Annotated in this window: 14 protein-coding genes; 2 read left to right on the top strand and 12 right to left on the bottom strand. The window is 57.9% G+C overall.

From position 1 onward, the window contains the following. Positions 1 to 86: 86 nt before the first annotated feature. A complete protein-coding gene (locus ACIOMO_RS03255) occupies positions 87 to 773 on the bottom strand; it encodes an HPP family protein (protein ID WP_212550990.1) in 687 nt (228 codons plus the stop codon). Positions 774 to 928: 155 nt separating this feature from the next. Further along, a complete protein-coding gene (locus tag ACIOMO_RS03250; RefSeq protein WP_401238035.1) occupies positions 929 to 2,107 on the bottom strand; it encodes an MFS transporter in 1,179 nt (392 codons plus the stop codon). 234 nt (positions 2,108 to 2,341) lie between these two features. Between ACIOMO_RS03250 and ACIOMO_RS03245 the strand changes: the two genes are divergently transcribed. Then, positions 2,342 to 5,749 carry a hypothetical protein gene (locus ACIOMO_RS03245; RefSeq protein ID WP_401238033.1) on the top strand — a complete coding sequence of 1,136 codons (3,408 nt, stop codon included), beginning with the start codon at positions 2,342 to 2,344 and terminating at the stop codon, positions 5,747 to 5,749. A 241-nt stretch (positions 5,750 to 5,990) separates the two neighbouring features. On the opposite strand, the gene ACIOMO_RS03240 is transcribed toward ACIOMO_RS03245, so the two are convergent. Genes ACIOMO_RS03240 through arnB form a run of 8 tightly spaced genes read right to left on the bottom strand, consistent with a single transcriptional unit; the run spans position 5,991 to position 14,809 of the window. After that, positions 5,991 to 7,382, bottom strand: coding sequence for a UDP-glucose dehydrogenase family protein (locus ACIOMO_RS03240; protein WP_401238031.1), 1,392 nt, complete (start codon positions 7,380 to 7,382; stop codon positions 5,991 to 5,993). Next, positions 7,379 to 7,783: a 4-amino-4-deoxy-L-arabinose-phosphoundecaprenol flippase subunit ArnF gene (arnF, locus tag ACIOMO_RS03235; RefSeq protein WP_159812238.1), complete on the bottom strand. Its 405-nt coding sequence runs from the start codon at positions 7,781 to 7,783 to the stop codon at positions 7,379 to 7,381. Before arnF ends, ACIOMO_RS03240 begins: the two co-directional genes overlap by 4 nt. Continuing rightward, a complete protein-coding gene (arnE, locus tag ACIOMO_RS03230) occupies positions 7,780 to 8,124 on the bottom strand; it encodes a 4-amino-4-deoxy-L-arabinose-phosphoundecaprenol flippase subunit ArnE (RefSeq protein ID WP_159812239.1) in 345 nt (114 codons plus the stop codon). The genes arnF and arnE overlap by 4 nt, the downstream gene beginning before the upstream one ends. Beyond that, positions 8,121 to 9,773: a lipid IV(A) 4-amino-4-deoxy-L-arabinosyltransferase gene (gene arnT, locus ACIOMO_RS03225; protein WP_401238027.1), complete on the bottom strand. Its 1,653-nt coding sequence runs from the start codon at positions 9,771 to 9,773 to the stop codon at positions 8,121 to 8,123. Before arnT ends, arnE begins: the two co-directional genes overlap by 4 nt. After that, a complete protein-coding gene (gene arnD, locus ACIOMO_RS03220; protein ID WP_401238025.1) occupies positions 9,770 to 10,654 on the bottom strand; it encodes a 4-deoxy-4-formamido-L-arabinose-phosphoundecaprenol deformylase in 885 nt (294 codons plus the stop codon). The genes arnT and arnD overlap by 4 nt, the downstream gene beginning before the upstream one ends. Next, complete coding sequence (gene arnA / locus ACIOMO_RS03215; protein ID WP_401238023.1) at positions 10,654 to 12,645, bottom strand: bifunctional UDP-4-amino-4-deoxy-L-arabinose formyltransferase/UDP-glucuronic acid oxidase ArnA; 1,992 nt, start codon at positions 12,643 to 12,645, stop codon at positions 10,654 to 10,656. The genes arnD and arnA overlap by 1 nt, the downstream gene beginning before the upstream one ends. Then, on the bottom strand, positions 12,642 to 13,664 hold the full coding sequence (gene arnC, locus ACIOMO_RS03210) for an undecaprenyl-phosphate 4-deoxy-4-formamido-L-arabinose transferase (RefSeq protein ID WP_212550999.1): 1,023 nt from the start codon (positions 13,662 to 13,664) through the stop codon (positions 12,642 to 12,644). The genes arnA and arnC overlap by 4 nt, the downstream gene beginning before the upstream one ends. Next, positions 13,661 to 14,809, bottom strand: a complete 1,149-nt coding sequence (arnB, locus tag ACIOMO_RS03205; protein ID WP_401238021.1) for a UDP-4-amino-4-deoxy-L-arabinose aminotransferase — start codon at positions 14,807 to 14,809, stop codon at positions 13,661 to 13,663. Before arnB ends, arnC begins: the two co-directional genes overlap by 4 nt. Before the next feature lie 446 nt (positions 14,810 to 15,255). On the opposite strand from arnB, the gene xerC reads away from it, so the two are divergent. After that, the gene (gene xerC, locus ACIOMO_RS03200; RefSeq protein WP_256671833.1) at positions 15,256 to 16,101 is read left to right on the top strand and encodes a tyrosine recombinase XerC; all 846 of its coding nucleotides are present in this window, start codon (positions 15,256 to 15,258) and stop codon (positions 16,099 to 16,101) included. Positions 16,102 to 16,117: 16 nt separating this feature from the next. Here xerC and ACIOMO_RS03195 read toward each other — a convergent pair whose 3' ends face one another. Then, positions 16,118 to 16,669, bottom strand: a complete 552-nt coding sequence (locus ACIOMO_RS03195) for a membrane integrity-associated transporter subunit PqiC (protein ID WP_400645045.1) — start codon at positions 16,667 to 16,669, stop codon at positions 16,118 to 16,120. Positions 16,670 to 16,686: 17 nt separating this feature from the next. Beyond that, entirely contained in the window at positions 16,687 to 18,342 is a 1,656-nt protein-coding gene (locus tag ACIOMO_RS03190; RefSeq protein WP_053120231.1) for an intermembrane transport protein PqiB, read from the bottom strand. Between the last annotated feature and the right edge of the window lie 145 nt (positions 18,343 to 18,487).

Genomic DNA, 18,487 nt, shown 5'->3' with positions numbered 1-18,487 from the left:
CATTGTAGGAGCTGCCGAAGGCTGCGATCTTTTGATCTTGAAAAACAAAGTCAAAAGATCGCAGCCTTCGGCAGCTCCTACAAAGGTCAGGTGAAGGTTGCGGTGATGCTGCGGCGTTTGGCGTGCAGTTCGCTGGCGTGGATCAGTTGTTCGAGGTCTTCGGGGGTGATGTCGATGAAGGCTTCCATGTCGGCCAGCGCCAGCTTCAAGTCTTCGGCGGTGATTGCCTGGTTGTCCACCGGGGCCACCAATGGCGCCGGTTCCGCCGGGCGTTTCGGATAACGAATCCGCGTCAGATTGTTGTACGCCAACGCACTGAGCAGCATGCACGCGGCGCCGAGCATCACCGGCTCCATGGCTTTCCAGTCCATGGCGATCGTTGCGGGATCGGCCAGCACCAACGTCAATGCCAACGCACCCGCCGGTGGATGCAGGCAACGCAGCCAGCACATCAGAATCAGCGCCATGCCCGCTGCCAGACACGCACTGCCGAGGGTTCGCCCGAGTACATGAGCCACCAGCAAAGCGACGACGCCGGCACACAAGTAACCGCCGAGAATCGACCACGGCTGCGCGAGGGCGCCGGAAGAAACGGCAAACAGCAACACCGCCGAAGCACCCAGCGGCCCGATCAAGTGGTACGCGACTTCATGACCAAACACCTGCGCGCACAACCACACACTGAACAGCGTGCCGAGCGCCATGCCGATCGCGGCGCGGCTCCATTCGGTGGGGCGGGTATTTATGGCGGCGGGCAACCAGCGAGCGAGCATGTAAAACCGATCCTTCTACAAATTCCGGACAAAAAAAAGGACTCGTCCGGCAATCCGGAAAGCCCTCGAAGTGTTCCAACATTGGGGGAGGAACGCGCACAGTGTGCCGATCTATTTCGATGCTGACAAATTCATATAAATGCAGTTTCAGTGCATTACTTTTGAACTGAAGCGACACGACGTCCGCTGATTACACACAAATAACCACCCACCGCCGCCAATGCGCTCAACGCGTAGAACATGCTCGGCGCTGGCGTGTGCATCAGTAGAAACCCGCACATCACTGGACTCGCCGCGCCACCGAGTGCCGCCAGATTCTGCGCGCCGTAATAGCTGCCGCGCAGTTCTTCCGGGGCGAGGGTATCGACGAAGAGGAAATCTGCCGGGTAGATAATCATCTCGCCCAAAGTGAAGATAAACATCGCCATGCACCAGCCCACCAGGCTGTCGGCGAGGCTGAAACCGATCAACCCGACGATGAACAACGCCGTGCCGCCGGCTATCCAGTGACGCAGGTGTTCGCGCTTGAGGAATCGGCCGATCTGGTACTGCAACAGAATCACCGTGATCGCATTGCAGGCGAGCAGGGCGGCCATGGTGTCCAGCGTCTCTTGCTGGGTGTGCGTGACCAACAGGTATTGCGACAGGTACAAGGTGAAGCGCCCGTGCACCAATGTGCTGAGCAGGCAGCCAAGGGTGAAGAGGATCATCGTCCGGTCGTTTTTCAGGATCATCAGGGTGTTTAGAAAACTTTGCGGCGGGCTGCTCGAAGTCTCCGTGCTTGCCTCCTTCCTGGCGCCCAGCAGCAGAAAAATACTGCCTATGGCAATCGCCCCCGCCACGATGAACGGCGCCGACGGCTGAACGCCGGCAATCACCACGCCAATCATCGGGCCAACCGCGTAGCCGATATTGGTCAGCGTGTAGTTCAGCGAAAACGCCTTGACCCGTTGGCCCACCGGCAGGTTTTCACTGAGGATCGCCTTCGAGCAGATCAGGAACAGGGCTGACGCGGTTTCGCTGATGATCAGCACCAAAGTGACCAGATAAAGGTTCTGCGCGAAGGTCAAAAGCATCAGACCGATGCCGCTGGAGAGCATGGTCAGGATCAGCAACTGACGCTTGTCGAGGCGGTCGATGATGTAGCCGCCGTAGAGCGACAGGAGTGTGGCGCTGAAGACGGCGATACCCAGCAGAAGTCCGACATCCTGGGGGTTGAGGCCGAGTTTGTTGCTGAGAAAGAGTGTGAGTAAAGGGCTGATCAGGGCGCGGCTGATGACGACGGTCATTGAAGCGACCATTAGCCGGCGGATGAGGGGGGAGTAGGTGGCCACGGCGGGGGGAATGTCCTTATTTCGAGGTCTTTGCGGGCGTGGGGCAATCCTCTCTGGACGGGTGCGAGTGGTCAAGGCGAAGAACTGCTAATTCATTGCAGGGATAAACTTGGGTGGGCTAACGACCGTTTGTCGGGACTGTCAGATCTTACAGGTGTGTTCACTGGGCAGAGCAGATTACGTTAAGTCACACAGTACGCACACGAGTACCCATCTTTCTAGAGTGTGGCCAATATGACGGACGAAACCGATCAATCAATAAATGGCGGTAGTAGTGACGAGAACCCCGCTACGGAGACGTCGCAGGTTCAATCGGATTTGATAAATACAGCTGACCTGTCTACTCCCTATATTTTTCCGCCTACAAATGTAGGTGTTGGATTTTCCCCCAAAGTTTCGGGTTACGGTGATTCGGGGGCAACAGTGAGAGTGTACGTAAGTGGGGATGAAAGTACGGTCTATGGGACTGCCACAGTGGGGCCGTTCAATTTGTGGGAGGTTACGTTAGATAAGCAGTTACCTGCCAATATTAATAATTTGACCTGCCGACAAACTGTTGGAGGTAATCATTCTCAGTGGGCGAGCCCAGTCAAGTTTACATGCCTTGCGCCTCCTATAATTACACCTGATGATGACGTTATCGATTTTTATTCCAATATTTCCGGTACATCGATGGGACTGACGCCCACCAAAATCGACCTGTATGAGGATATGAGCGACGAAAGAATCGGTGGTAGTGATTCTACTTTTCTCTGGATGTGGGTGGCCAATTTCAATGAAAGCACCAAGCCAGGTGTAATCACCGTTACTGCGAAGCTGAATCGGCATGGAATTTTGTCCGAACGCAGCGGCCCTGTTACTTTCCTCCGACGCCCAAATTATCCCCTTATCACGAGAGTCGAGTATCGGGGCACAACCACCGTATTCTTCGGTACGGGCTATCCGAAAGCCACGATCGAGATTAACCACGAAAGCGGCAGCCCAATTGCAACGGCTCTGGTAGCTGCCGACGGTAAATACGAAACTACTCCAATCACTTTGCCGCCAGGTACTACAGGCATCGAATGGGGAGCAAGACAAAAAATCTTTGATCGAGACTGGATTTATTCGCTTTATCATCCCCAAAAACCCGTATTTGACGTACCCACTTGCGCCCCGACCATCAATGCGCCAACGTTGATCGAGCAAATTCCCACCGTTACTGGGCGGGGTAGTATCTGGGAGGGTTTGGCGGCTGCAAAAATCGAGGTGGTGCTCCAAGGCGCAACGAATGTTGCACTGGATCAGGCAACCGTTACAGCCACCGGCGACTGGACGGCGACAACCGCTACTGCGGTTGCACCGGGCAGCTATACCGTGTCGGTACGGCAGTTGATGAATGGCGTTTACTCACTACCGGTTACGGCGCCAGCGCCCTTGATCATCAAGCCACTGGCACCTACAGACATTCTTGTGGTTCCCGATGGTCTGTCCGCAACGTTTTCCGGTAGTTGCTGGCCAAGCGCTTCGCTCATGCTTTTGATCAACGACGGAAAACAAGAGATTCCGATTCCGGTAACAGGCGCTCCAGACGGCAAATGGACGTCATTGCCAATTACATTTGTGCCACGTAAATACACCTTCACGGTCACGCAAACATTTTCTGAACAAACATCTCCTCCTGCCGGCCCGGTTGAATTCAAAATTGCGACACCTACACCCGTGATCATCTTCCCGGGCAATCAACAGGAGACAGACTTCCGACCCGAAATCAAAGGGACAAACGGATACGATGGCGCCACCGTCGCAGTGTTCGACAACACGGTCCAAGGCCCAGCGCTGGGCCAGACTATCGTGCCCGCATCGGGTATATGGGCAGTAAAACTGGACAAAGAACTCGTCGTGGGCGAGCACGATATTTATGCCCAGCAGACCTCAGAAAAACAGGCCTCCGATCGCAGTGTTTCTGTACGGTTCGCGGTTAAGGTGCCAAAGCCTCTGCTCACACCTGTTCCAAACAATTATTACCCACGACGCAGCACATTTAGTGGAACAGGTTGGCCCGGTGCTGTTGTAAAACTGTCTTTCGATGGCGTCGATTACCCAGTGACCGGCGGCATTAAAGTCGATGCAAATGGCCAATGGGTAGCACCAGTATTTTTGGAGCCGGTGGGCGGCAAAAAATTGAAAATCACTCAATCTTACGGAGGCGGAGATGGGGTAAGCATGGACTACTCCTTTGTTACGGTGACCAACGCTCCAGATCTTGAAAGCCCTTCGGCAGGGGAGTGGGTTGATCCTTCGTCAATGGTCGTTTCGGGATACACCCACCCGGGCGATACGGTCGTTGTAAGACGTCTCGGTGCAGGAGCGGGCGACAATCTCGGTACATTCCTGGCAGACAGTGAAGGACGATGGTCGGGCACTGTCAAAAAAATCGAGGGTGATACGAACTATAGCTATTGGGCCTATAGCACCAAAGATTCAATTGGAGGAGATCCTAGCGATACCGCCGTCGTCAACCTTCAGGATCTGACGGCACCTCTGATCGTTCACCCTGCAGACGGTGACTTCCTCGTTCCAAGAGTACTATTCAGCGGCCAAGGGCTCCCCGGCGCGACGATTCAGGTGGCCGATCTATTCAACCCCGCAATCAATCATGCACCGACTACAACCGTCGATCAGTCTGGCTATTGGTCAGTTGAGGGCAACACGGATCTTAATCCCGGGCCCAACTGGGTCATCGTGCAGCAAACCTTGGGCGAGAAAAAGTCGCCATGGGTGCGTAGCGGGCGATTCATTATCGAGTATCCGCTCACCGGTTTCAGTGCACCGACTGTCGACCGGCCATTTCCAGGTGAAGAGGTCGGGCTCCAGCCGATGTTGGCGGGGACAGGCGTTGCGGGGGCCAAGATCCATGTCCGTCAAAACGGTAAAGACCTCGCTCAAGCTTGGGTGGACGTACAGGGACGTTGGGCTTTGCGCTTACCCGCTTTTGCCGAGGGTTCGCAGTCACTCACCGTCATTCAGGCCAGTGACGAGATTTGGTCTGCAGAGTTGAAGCCAAATCCGACGTTTGAAGTTGTTCAAGTCAGCGCCGGATTCCCCGCGCCCACTATCGAAAGCCCGACAGCAGGAGCTACCGTGGACACTCGGTTCTGGATGAGCGGAAAGGGGATGCCTGGGGCCGTTGTTCGAGCGCGCGATTTTTATAATGGTGCCATTCTTTACGGTGAAGGTTCCGTCGATGCTTATGGCCAGTGGCGTATGTGCCTGAGTCATGCCGCGGCGCTCAAGAATTTCACTATTACAGTCCAGCAAACGCTGGATGATAAGAATTCTTTATTCTCTCCAGGAGTCACCGTTAACGTGGAAAATGCTCTACCTGCACCCATTCTCGAGAGTCATTCAAATGGTGAGCAAATTGCGCCGGCGACGCTGTTGAAAGGGCGTGGTCATCCTCGCGCAACTGTCTTTTTATACAAATCCGGAGAGCCCAATAATCCGTTGGCAAGTGCAAATGTCACGGAGGACGGGTACTGGGAGTGTGTCACTAAACCTCTGCCACTCGGGAACATTCGAATGGGAGGAAGGCAAATGTTGCCGTCCATCGTCGGGCCGTGGATGAATGAATTCACCTTTCAGGTGGTGAATGCGGGCTAGGGCTTCATCGGGCGCGAAATTGTCAAAAACTTCGCGAGCAAGCCCGCTGCCACAGGGGCTTGCGCTGGTCTCAGGTGATTGCCAGGCGCATGGCGCAGCGGGCGAACGGCCGCGTCAGCGAATAGGGCACGACGCACAGCAAACGTTGGGACATGTAGGAGTTGCCACAGGCTGCGATCTTTTGATCTGGATTGTAAAAAAAGCCAAAAGATCGCAGCCTGCGGCAGCGCCTGCAAGGGTTTCATGTATTGCAGGATCTCATCGGGTTGGTGAAAGCTACCGCTGAAAACGGGATCGGCAATTTGCGCGATTCGCCACGGCCCATCGGGAAGTATTGGATGCCGTTGCGCTCCAGACGCTCGGCGTCGTACAGGTTGCGACCGTCGAAGATCACCGGATTGTTGAGACGCTGTTTGATCAGCTCAAAATCCGGCGCCTTGAACTGCTGCCATTCGGTGCAGATGATCAGTGCATCGGCGCCGGGCAATACCGATTCCGGGGTGCCCATCAGCATCAGTTTCGATTCGTCCGGATAAAGGTTCTGGGTTTCCTGCATGGCTTCCGGATCGAACGCGCGCACGCTGGCGCCGGCGGCCCACAACTCCTCCAGCAACACACGGCTCGGCGCATCGCGCATGTCGTCGGTGTTCGGTTTGAACGCCAGGCCCCACAGGGCGAAGGTCTTGCCGCGCAGTTCGCCTTGATAGAACGCATTGATGCGCTCGAACAGCTTGTGTTTTTGCCGCTGATTGATCGCCTCGACCGCTTGCAGCAAATCGCTGGAGCAATGCGCTTCTTCGGCGCTGTGGATCAGCGCGCGCATGTCTTTCGGGAAGCACGAACCGCCATAACCGCAACCCGGATAGATGAAGTGATAACCGATGCGCGTGTCGGCACCGATGCCTTGACGCACCGACTCAATGTCGGCGCCCAAGTGTTCGGCGAGTTCAGCGATCTGGTTGATAAAGCTGATCTTGGTCGCCAGCATGCAGTTGGCGGCGTATTTGGTCAGTTCAGCGCTGCGCAGATCCATGAACATGATGCGGTCATGGTTGCGGTTGAACGGTGAGTACAGATCGCGCATCACGTCGCGCACGTCATCACCTTCACAGCCGATGACGATGCGATCCGGGCGGCGGCAGTCAGCAACCGCCGAGCCTTCCTTCAAAAACTCAGGGTTGGAAACGATATCGAACTGCAGCAGTCGACCGACCTTGATCAGCGCTTTCTCGATGTGCGCGCGCAAGGTATCGCCGGTGCCCACCGGTACTGTGGATTTCTCCACCAGAATCAGCGGCTGCTCACGGTGCCGGGCAATCGCATCGCCCACCGAGAGCACGTAACGCAGATCCGCCGAACCGTCCTCGCGGGACGGCGTTCCCACCGCAATGAACGCCACTCGACCGTGCTGCACCGCGAGTTTTTCATCGGTGGTGAACAACAGGCGTTTGGAATCGAGGCCTTCGCGCACCAGGCTGGCCAGCCCCGGTTCGAAAATACTCACGTGGCCCTGACGCAACAGATCGACCTTCTTCTGGTCGACGTCCATGCACACGACATCATGGCCAACCTCGGCCAATACCGCCGCTTGCACCAGACCGACGTAACCGCTGCCAAATACTGTGATTTTCATGGAGCACTCCTGAGTGCAGGCGCACGAGCCGGACGCGTGTTGATGGTGATGACCCCGAGCATGACCAACGCCACGCCCAGCGATTTAGTGAAACTGAAGGATTCGTTGAACAGCGGCAGACTGGCCGCCAGCAGGTACACCAGCGCGTAGCTGATGCTCAGCAGCGAATAGGCGCGGCCCAGCGGCAAGTCGCGCAAGGCGAGCAGCCAGCACAACATTGATAAGGCGTAGGCAAAAATCGCTGCGACAACTACGGCCAGGGCACGCAGGTCGAGGCTGTCGAATGCCAGCCATTGTTCCGGTGCGGGCAGGCGCGTCATGCTCCAGCGCATTGCCAATTGCGCGGCGCTGACCAGCAAAACGCTGCCGAGGGCGAAGGTGATGCCACGACGTTGATTCATGACTGTTGCCCCAGCAGAGCCACGCCGCCGATCACCAGCGCGACACCAAGCCAATGCTGGCGGTCGATCGGTTCACGGAAGACGAAGCGCGCAATCAAAGTGATCAGCACGAAGTTGAGGCTGAGCATCGGATAAGCGATGCCGACTTCAATGCGCTGCAACACCAGCAGCCAGACCAACAGGCCCGAGCCGAGGGCGAGCAGGGCCAGCCATAACCACGGCGAGCGCAGTTTGGCGGTCAACGAAGCGTCGACGCCGCGCCAACTCTCCACGGCGTACTTTTGCGCGACCTGTCCCAGACAGGTCAGCAGGCACGCGGCCAACAGCAGCAACAGGCTCATGACGCCTCCCTGGGCAGAATCATGATCACCAGGTTGCCCTGCTCGTAGCGGACGCCGTCCTTTGGCAATCTGTCGATTTCGTCCAGTTCGTCCTGCCCCTTGACGCGCATCACCACGCCGACCGAACCACTGCGGCGCGCCTCGCGCATCCACTGTTGCACTTGATCGGGATCGACCCGTTGTTGAATGCCGTCAGGATAGGCAAGGCCATATTTCAATTCGCCTATCGTGTTGTACAACGCTACTTGCGGGGTTTTCAGACGCCAGGCCAGTGCAGCGGCGGCACCCAGATCATTGCTCAGCAGGTGATCGGTCTGCGCCAGTTCAGCAACGTGATGTTTGATGAATTGATCAGGCATCTTGTTGGCGACCACCGATTTCGGCAGCGCCGCCGGCAGTACCGCGATCAGCAACAGGCTGCCAAACGCCGACGCGGCCCAACATTGCAGCGGCAGAAAGGCTTGCAGCAGGTTGGCGATGATCCAGCCGATCAACCCGATAAACACCAGCACCAGACTGTGCAGTTCGTGGTCGTACAGCGGCCGGTTCAGTTGCAGGTAAACCAGCGCAATCAGCGTGACGATGCCCAATAGCAGATTGAGCAGGCCGTTCAAGCCCAGCGCTCGACCCTGTTCCAGCCGCAAACGGTCGGCCAACGCATTGCCCAACAACAGCGCCATCGGCAGCAGGCACGGCAAAATGTAGGTCGGCAACTTGCCGTTGCTCAGGCTGAAAAACAGCAGCGGCATCAGCAGCCACAGCAACAGAAACACCACGGGGGGCTGGGCGCGTGTCTGCCATGCCTGCTTGAACGCTGTCGGGATCAAACCCGCCCACGGCAGACTGAACGCCAACAGCAGCGGCAGGTAAAACCACCACGGCGCATCGTGCTGGGCGTCGTCACTGGCAAAGCGGCGGATGTGTTCATGCCAGAAGAAGAACCGCCAGTAATCGGGTTCTTGCGCATGCACCGAGAGCACCCACGGCAAACTGATGAGGATCGCGATGGCAATCGCTACCGGGCCGCATGTCAGCAGTTCCCTCCAGCGCTTTTGCCAGAGCATCCACGGCACAGCGATCAACACCGGCAACAACCACGCGAGAAATCCTTTGGTCATAAAACCCATGCCGCACGCCAGCCCCAGCACTGCCCAGGCCAGCATGCGTTTGCCACTGGTTTGACTGTCGACAGCAAACCACAGCGCCACCAGACTCAGGTTGACCCAAAACGTGAACTGCGGATCGAGGTTGGCGTATCCCGCCTGGCCGGCAACGATGGTGAAACTCATGTAGAGCAGGGCGCATGCGAAGCTTTTGCGTGGCTCATTCCACAAACGCCGGGCGATCAGATAACAGAGCAACACGCTCAACCCGGTGCTCAGCGCCGAAACGAAACGCACACCGAACAGGTTCTGTCCGAACACATTCTGCGCGAGCGCGATCATCCAGTAGCCGGCAATCGGCTTCTCGAAATAGCGCAGGCTCATAAAGTGCGGCGACACCCAGTTGCCACTCAGCAACATGTCCTGACTGATTTGCGCGTAGCGTGTCTCATCAGGAATCCACAAACCGTGCGAGCCCAATGGCAGCAGATACGCCAGCAAGCAGATTCCCAACAACAGCAGCGGCAAAGCCCAGCGTTTAATCATGCGCCTTGCACTCCCAGCCAGCCTTCACGGCCATCGAGAGCGCCGCGCTGTACGCAACCCACGGGCAAGGTGTTGAAGAACTCGGGCAGCAAGTCGCCCAGCGGTGTGAAGTCGATACCTCGCTGGCGCGCATCGGCCAGCAAGTGACGAAAATCCTCAGCCATCAGAATCCCTTCCACTTCGGCATGAATGGTGTAGACGTTGAGCTTTGCCGGGCGAAACCGCTCAAGGATGAACGCGTTGAAATCCTGCGCGGCAACGATGGGGCCGACCACCTCATCGAAGGTCGGCAGATCCACCGGTATCTGCGGCGTGCCGGGCGTGCCATCCGCCAACAACGGACGGAACAGCTGCGACCCCCGGCAATCGCTGTTGTAGCGAAAGCCGAAGGCTTGCTTGGCTTCGATCACGCGCTCGTCGGCGCGCCAACCGGCGGCGGCGGAGCAGGTGACTTTCTCGCCAAGAATGTCGCTCAAGGTGTCGACGCCCTGACGAATCTGCTCGATCAGTTGCGCGTCGCTCCAGCGCCCGGCATTCGCTTGCCAACCGTGGTGATCCCACGCATGCAGACCAACTTCATGCCCTGCGTCGCGGGCCTGACGCATCAGGTGCCCGAGTTCGCGGCCAATCGGTTTGCCCGGCCACGCGGTGCCGGCCAGCAGAATGTCCCAGCCATACAGGCCGGCGGCGTTGGAACGCAGCATCTTCCAGAGGAACTGCGGGCGGATCAGGCGCCACAGATGCCGGCCCATGTTGTCCGGGCCGACACTGAAGAAAAACGTCGCCTTGATCTGCGCCTCGTCGAGCATTTCCAGCAAACGCGGCACACCTTCACGGGTGCCGCGAAAGGTGTCGACGTCGATGCGTAGACCGGCCTGCATCAATGCTTGTCCGCGATTTCGAGCATGGCTTCACGCAAGAAGAAATCCAGCGTATTGCCGATGGTCTCGCGCATTTCCACGGTTGGCGTCCAGTCGAGCAGGCGCTTGGCGTTGGCGATGCTTGGCTTGCGGTGTTCCACGTCCTGATAACCGGCGCCGTAGAACGCCTTGCTTTCCACGTCGCGGAAACCGGCGAACGGCGGGAAGTTGGCACGCAGTGGATGCGCTTCAAACTGGCGCAACAACTCTTCACCCAACTGGCGAATACTCGCTTCGTTGTCCGGGTTGCCGATGTTGATGATCTGGCCGTTGCAGACGTCGTTGTCGTTATCGATGATCCGCGCCAGTGCTTCGACGCCGTCAGCGATGTCGGTGAAGCAGCGTTTCTGCTCGCCACCGTCGAACAGACGAATTGGCGTGCCTTCGACCAGGTTGAGGATCAATTGGGTGATGGCGCGGGAACTGCCGATACGCGCCGAGTCCAGACGATCAAGGCGCGGGCCCATCCAGTTGAAAGGGCGGAACAGGGTGAAATTCAAACCCTTGGCGCCGTACGCCCAGATCACGCGGTCGAGCAGTTGCTTGGACACGGAGTAGATCCAGCGCTGCTTGTTGATCGGGCCGACCACCAGGTTCGAGGTGTCTTCGTCGAAATGCTTGTCCTGGCACATGCCATAGACTTCCGAGGTCGACGGGAAGATCACGCGCTTGTTGTACTTGACGCAGTAGCGCACCAGTTTCAGGTTTTCTTCGAAGTCGAGCTCGAACACGCGCAGCGGGTTGCGGGTGTATTCGATCGGCGTGGCGATGGCCACCAGCGGCAAGACCACGTCGCACTTCTTGATGTGGTACTCGATCCACTCGGAGTGAATGCTGATGTCGCCTTCGACGTAATGGAAATGCGGGTGGTTGCGCAGACGGTCGATGGCGTCGGAACCGATGTCCAGGCCATAGACTTCGTAGCGATCATCACGCAGCAGACGCTCGGACAAGTGATTGCCGATAAAGCCGTTGACCCCAAGGATCAGCACGCGCGTGCGACGTGGCGCGCGACCGGATTCAGCGCCGCGCAGTAGCGAACCGTCGACCAGACCCAACTCACTGGCCAGTTGCGGGCCGCTGAGGAACAGACCGTTGTCGTTACGCTGACCGGAGAGAATCACCAGCGAATCTTCACCGCAAGCAATGCGCAGCGGATCGACACTGATCACCCGGCCTGGCGCCTGACCGTCGTTGCCTTTGACGACTTCGGCACTCCAGACGATCAGCTTGTGCTCGCCCACAGCGCAGAACGCGCCCGGATAAGGCTGGGTGACGGCGCGCACCAGATTGAACAATTGCTCAGCGGGTTTGGCCCAGACCAGTTTGCCGTCCGCCGACGTGCGACGACCGAATACCGTGGCTTGCGATTCGTCCTGCGCGGTTTCGCTGGTCTTGCCTTGCAACATCGCTGGCAGGGTGTCACGCAACAGATCGGTCGCGGCGATACGCAGTTTGCCGTGCAGGCTCAGCGCGGTGTCGCTGCGCTCGATGGCCACGCGTTGTTGCGCGACGATGGCGCCGGCATCGGCACGTTTGACCATGCGGTGCAGGGTCACACCGGTTTCGCTTTCACCGTTGACCAGCACCCAGTTCGCCGGGGCGCGGCCACGGTAGCTTGGCAGCAACGAACCGTGCAGGTTGAACGCACCTTTTTTCGCGGTGGCCAGCAGTTGCTCGCTCAGCAGGTTGCGGTAGTAGAAGGAGAAAATGTACTCAGGGCTGAGCTTCGCAATCCGCTCGATCCACAGCGGGTGGTTAACGTCTTCCGGCGCATGCACCGGGATGCCTTTGCTGGCGCACAGTTGCGCGACTGAGGCGTAGAAAGCGTTCTCTTTCGGGTCATCGGCGTGAGTGAACACGGCGGCAATGTCGTAGCCGCTGTCGAGCAGGGCTTGAATGCCGGCGCAGCCAATATCGTGGTAAGCGAAGACAACAGTTTTTGCGCTCATGAGAGAACCTGACCGGTAGTAGAAGTAGAAGAAAGACCATCAACCGTGATCGCAGGCGCCGGGTGGGAAGGGTGGCTGCGCAACACTTTTTCAATGAAGAAACGCGGGCGGGCGCGCACGTCGCTGTACATGCGCCCCAGGTATTCGCCGAGCAGGCCCATGCCGATGAACTGGCCACCGGTGAACACGAACAGCACCGCGAACAGCACGAACATGCCGTCCCCGGCCCATCCGGCTCCGAACACCAGACGCAACACGATCAATGCAGCGGCGAACGCCACGCCGAGACCGGCCATGGCGAAACCGACGATGCTCAACAGGCGCAGCGGCGTGGTGGTCATGCAGGTGATCAAGTCGAACATCAGATTGATTAAACGCATCGGGCTGTATTTCGAATCACCGTGTTCACGCTCGGCGTGGGCGACGACGATTTCGGTGGTGTGGCGGGCGAAGCTGTTGGCCAGAATCGGGATGAACGTGCTGCGTTCACGGCAGGCGAGCATCGCGTCGATGATCGTGCGGCGGTAAGCGCGGAGCATGCAGCCGTAGTCGCTCATGGCGACGCCGGTGGAGCGCTGCACGGCGAGGTTGATCAGCTTCGATGGGTAGCGGCGCAGTGCCGAATCCTGACGATTACCGCGGACGGTGCCGACCACGTCGTAACCTTTTTCCGCCTCGGCGACCAGACGCGGAATTTCTTCCGGCGGGTTCTGCAGGTCGGCGTCGAGGGTGATCACCACATCGCCTTTGCACTGTTCGAAGCCGGCCATGATTGCCGCGTGCTGACCGTAGTTGCGGTTGAGGATGACCGCCACGAACGGGCTGTCTTCGCGGGTGGCGGCTTCTTCAAGAATGTTGGCGGATTCGTCCCGGCTGCCGTCGTCGACGAGGACAATTTCATAGTCGTGGCGCAGCATCCGGCACGCCGCTTCGGTGCGGCGCAGCAGTTCCGGGAGGCTGTCCTGTTCGTTGTAGACCGGGATGACGATCGACACGCAGCGGATCGGATAGGGTTTCACAGGCGTTTATCCATGAGGGTGGCGATAGCCCCGACCACGCGATCAAGGTCTTGATCGCTCATGTCGGGGAACAGCGGAATCGAGCACAGCCGTGCCGAGTTCCACTCGGTGTTGGGCAGGTACAAATCAGGGTCACGCTGGCGATACCAGGTGTGCAGGTGGGTGGCGATAAAATGGATGCCGGTGCCGATGCCCTGATCCTGCAAGCCCCTCATAAAGGCTTCGCGATCCATGCCGCAGCGCTCGCTGTCGATGCGCAGGATGAACAGGTGCCAAGCGTGCTGTTGTGCGTAAGTGGGCAGGGCCAGTGGCTGCACCGGCAGGCCTTCGAGTTTTTGCTGGTAAGCGGCGGCGAGTTCAGTGCGGCGCGCATTGATTTTGTCCAGACGTTGCAGCTGTACGAGCGCGATGGCGGCGTTGATGTCGGCGAGGTTGTATTTGAAACCCGGCTCCATCACTTGCGCCTGCGGCTTGCGGCCACCGGTCAGGCGATCGTAGGCGTCAACGCCCAGACCGTGGAACTTGAGCATGCGCACGCGGCGGGCCAACGCTTCGTCGTCGGTGACGAACATCGCACCTTCGGCACAGGTCATGTTCTTGATCGCGTGAAAGGAAAAAATCGCTGTGCCGTGCGAGCCGACATGACGACCTTTGTAGCGAGTGCCCGCCGCGTGGGCGGCGTCTTCGATGATCGCGATGCCATGCTTTTCAGCCAGGGCGTACAGCGGATCGAGATCAAATGCCGCGCCGGCGTAATGCACCGGGATGATCGCTTTAGTGCGTGGGGTGATGGCGGCTTCGATACGCGCGGCGTCGGTCATCAGCGTGTCGCGGTCGATGTCGACAAACACCGGTTTGGCGCCAAGCAACGAGATCATGTTGGCGGTCGACACCCAGGTTTGCGAAGGCGTAATCACCTCATCACCGGGGCCGATGCCTAACGCGAGTAAAGCGATGTGCATACCACCTGTGGCCGAGGAAAGTGCAACGGCGTGACGGCAACCGACATAGTCTGCGAACTGTTCTTCCAAAGCCTGGTTTTTAGGCCCGGTGGTTATCCAGCCCGAACGTAATACTTGTTCGACGGCGGCTATTTCTTCTTCACCGATACTCGGACGCGAAAACGGCAGCAACGCTTGACTCATAAGAACCTCGAGGCGACAGCCATCCTTCAGCCAATTGTCTGAAAAACACGGGATTTCAATGGTTTGGAATACCGTCCGGGGAATGCCTGATTGACTTTTATGCCCATGGACGGCAGGTTGTAGGCCTTTCGGGGCAACCTGTTGTAATTAAGGTTATGCCGGTTTTTGTGAAAGGAACATCAAAAAGCGGTCGGCAAATCGTCTATCTTTGAGCCGTACAGCCGCCGTTCAGACTTCTTCCATTCATCGGCACTTTTAATAGAAAAGTCCTACGGAAGAGTCGTTCCTTATATAAGTTTCTTTGCACTTTTAAGTTGTTTTGTTGAACCGTTTTCTATTCAAGGCCGTTTCGTTTGATTGACTTGTCGAGTATTGAATCCACCCCGTCCAACATTAATCCGCTGACGTTGTATCTGGCACGACTGGCGCCTTCCAGCCAGTTGACCATGCGTTATGTTTTGCAAGATGCGGCTGACCGCCTCGGTTTCGAAGAAGTGAACATCGAGGAAATCCCTTGGCATGCACTGCAACCTGAGGATGTCATCGCGCTAGTCGCCGCATTGCGCGCCGACAACTACGCGCCGAATACGTCTTCGCTGTATGTAAACGCGGTGCGCGGCGTGATGAACGAAGCGTGGCGCATGAGCCTGATCACTCAGGATCATCTGTTGAAGATGCGTTCGGTCAAAGGCATCGCTGGCACGCGGTTATCGCAGGGCCGCAATCTCAAACGCACGTTGATTCACGAGTTGATGGAAGTCTGCGCTGCGGATCCACGTCCGCAGGGTCTGCGTGATGCTGCCGTGATTGCTTTGCTGTACGGCACCGGCATGCGCAAGTCGGAGTCCGTGGATCTGGATTTAAACCAGGTCGACTTCCGCGAGCGCAGCCTGACCGTTACCGGCAAGGGCAATAAACAGCTGATCAAGTACGCGCCGACCTGGGCGTTCGCCAAACTCAATGCCTGGCTGGAATTCCGTCGCGAGCAGCTCAAGGAGGGCGAGAGCGATGATGCGTTTCTGTTCAATCGCATCCGTCGTGGTAGCCACATCACCCGCGAGCGCATCACCAAACACGCGATCTATTACATCGCCCGTCAGCGCGGCACGCAGGTCGGGGTGAAGATCATGCCTCACGACTTCAGACGTTCATTCATTACGCGGGTGATCGAGGAGCATGATCTGTCGATCGCGCAGAAACTGGCGCATCACAGCAACATTCAAACCACCGCCAATTACGACGTGCGCGACGACAATGAACGTCGCCGCGCCGTGGATCGCTTCGACCTCTGATCAGGGCGAGTGGGGGTCAGGAGGAGGGTGGGCAGCCGCGTGAGCTGACGGCAGCCTGGGTGATTTGCGCCGCGAGGCGTTTGACGTTGTTTTGCTGCGCGGCCACCAGTTCGTCGATGCTCGGCCCGGACGGCGTTTGCAGGACTGAACGGCACGTCAGCAAGGCGCTGTCGGTCGCCCCCAGCGGACGCAAGCGCCATTTCACGTCGATCAAGCCGTACTGACCGGGAATCGAATCGAAGCGTTGCACTTCAATCCGCACTGATGATCGCTGTTGCCCGGCCGCGCTGCTCAGTTGATCGACCAGCGCGCTGCGCAATTCATCGGCGAGGCTGGCGCCCCACCATTCGGTTTCCAGAATTGCCAGACCACTGTTGCCTTCGCGAATGACGATTTGCGCTCGATCGACTTGCGGCGGTACGGAAATGCCTTCGATGGCAATGTCTGCGCCACTGCGGCCAGCACCGGGTTGCACCGGCGTCAGGGTGTGGAAGCTGATCGGGTCGCTGCGACAGGCGCCGAGCAACAAGCACGCAGCGAGCACGGTGATCTTCAACGGTAATGCCATGGTTTCAGCTCCTGTGCTCAATTGCGTGGCGGGCCTTTAAGGTCCAGTGGTGCGGCGTTATCAGGGCGACCGCGAATCAGCGATTCCGGATGACGGCCCAGGTAATCCGACAACTCACGCAGCGAGCGTGACATGCGTCCAAGTTCTTCGAGGGTTTCGCCGAGTTTTTCGCGTTGCGGCGAATCTTCGGCCAGCGTCGAATTGGCCGACTCCAGCGTTTTGCTGACATCGCCGAGGGTTTTTTGCACGCCCGGCAAAGTCTTCGCATTGAACTGCGTCAGGCCTTTGCGCAACTCGATCAGGTTGCCATCGAGATTGCCGGCAATGCGCTCCACTGGCAGTGCATTGATCTTGTTGAGCATCGCTTCGAGTTTTTCCTGCAACTGTTCGAGGCTGCCCGGAATGGTCGGGATGCTGACCGGACGTGCATTGACGTCGAACGGAACTTTCGGCGCTTTCGGGTAGAAATCCAGACCGATGTACAACTGCCCGGTGAGCAAGTTGCCGCTGCGTGCCTGCGCGCGCAAACCATTCTCGACGAAGGTGCCGATCAGGCGCACGCCGGCGGCTTCGTCGTCGGGGTTGTGGTTGAAGGCTTTCAGCACTTTGGCGTGAGCCTGGCCAAGACGCTGCGGGTAGATGACGATGCCGACATTGACCGGAAAGGTTTGTTTCTTCGCATCGAAGTCGAGATTGATCGCCACGACTTTCCCGATCTCAATGCCGGAAAACTCCACCGGCGCATCGACCTTGAGGCCGCGCATGGGCTGTTCGAAACGCAGACTCAGGTATTGCGCCTTGCCGTTGGGGGGGGCGAGGGCGGACTGTTGATCGTCGAACAGTTCGAAATTACGGTCATCAGCGGCGACCGTGTCGTTGGGACTGTATTCCGGGGCACGGAAGGCGATACCGCCGACCAACAGGGTCGACAGCGATTCGGTTTTCACCGCAAAACCGTTGGCGCCGACGTTGACGTCAATGCCGCTGGCGTTCCAGAAACGGGTGTTTTCGGTCACGTAAGCATCATTGGGGGCATGGATGAACACTTCGATGTTCACGCCTTTGCCATCCTTGTCCAGCTCATAGGCAACCACTTGGCCCACCGGGATCTTGCGGTAGTAAACCGGTGAACCGATGTCCAGCGAACCGAGGTCTTGAGTGTGCAGGCTGAAGCGCTTGCCCGGCTCGCCATAGGTGATTGGCGGCGGGTTCTCCAGGCCTTTGAAATTCTTTGCACGGGTATTGGACTGACCGATGTCGGCGCCGATGTAATCGCCCGACAACAGGGTGTCGATGCCGGACACGCCGCCCGCGCCGATACGCGGACGCACGACCCAGAATTGCGAGTCTTCGCGGGTAAAGGTTTCGGCCTGTTTGGCCAGTTTGATGGTGGCGTTGACGTTCTTCTGATCGTCACTCAATTCCACGTCCGAGACATGGCCGATGACCACATTGCGGTAGCGAACTTCAGTTTTGTTGGCGGTGAGACCGTCACCGGTCTTGAAGGTGACCGTAATGGTCGGACCTTCCTGCATGATGTTGTGCACGACCAGCGAAATACCCACCAATACAGCAACAATCGGCACAATCCAGACCAATGACACGCCAAAACGGCGGGTCTTGATCGGTGCCTGGCCTGGTGCTCGCGGCTCGTCGACGGCTGACGACTTCATCCATGTCCTCCTCGGTTTATTGGGCACTGAGCGTCAGTAACGCAAAAGCACCTCATTAATATAGAGGTGCTTCGCGATAGAGCAAATGTGAACAACCCATATGTCATTGAAAATGTAGGAGCTGCCCAAGGCTGCGATCTGTTGA

The organism is Pseudomonas sp. NPDC087804 (assembly GCF_044742965.1).
GTDB classification, from domain to species: domain Bacteria; phylum Pseudomonadota; class Gammaproteobacteria; order Pseudomonadales; family Pseudomonadaceae; genus Aquipseudomonas; species Aquipseudomonas rustica.
Note: the sequence above shows the minus strand (reverse complement) of the source record. Positions and strands in the feature narration are given on the sequence as shown.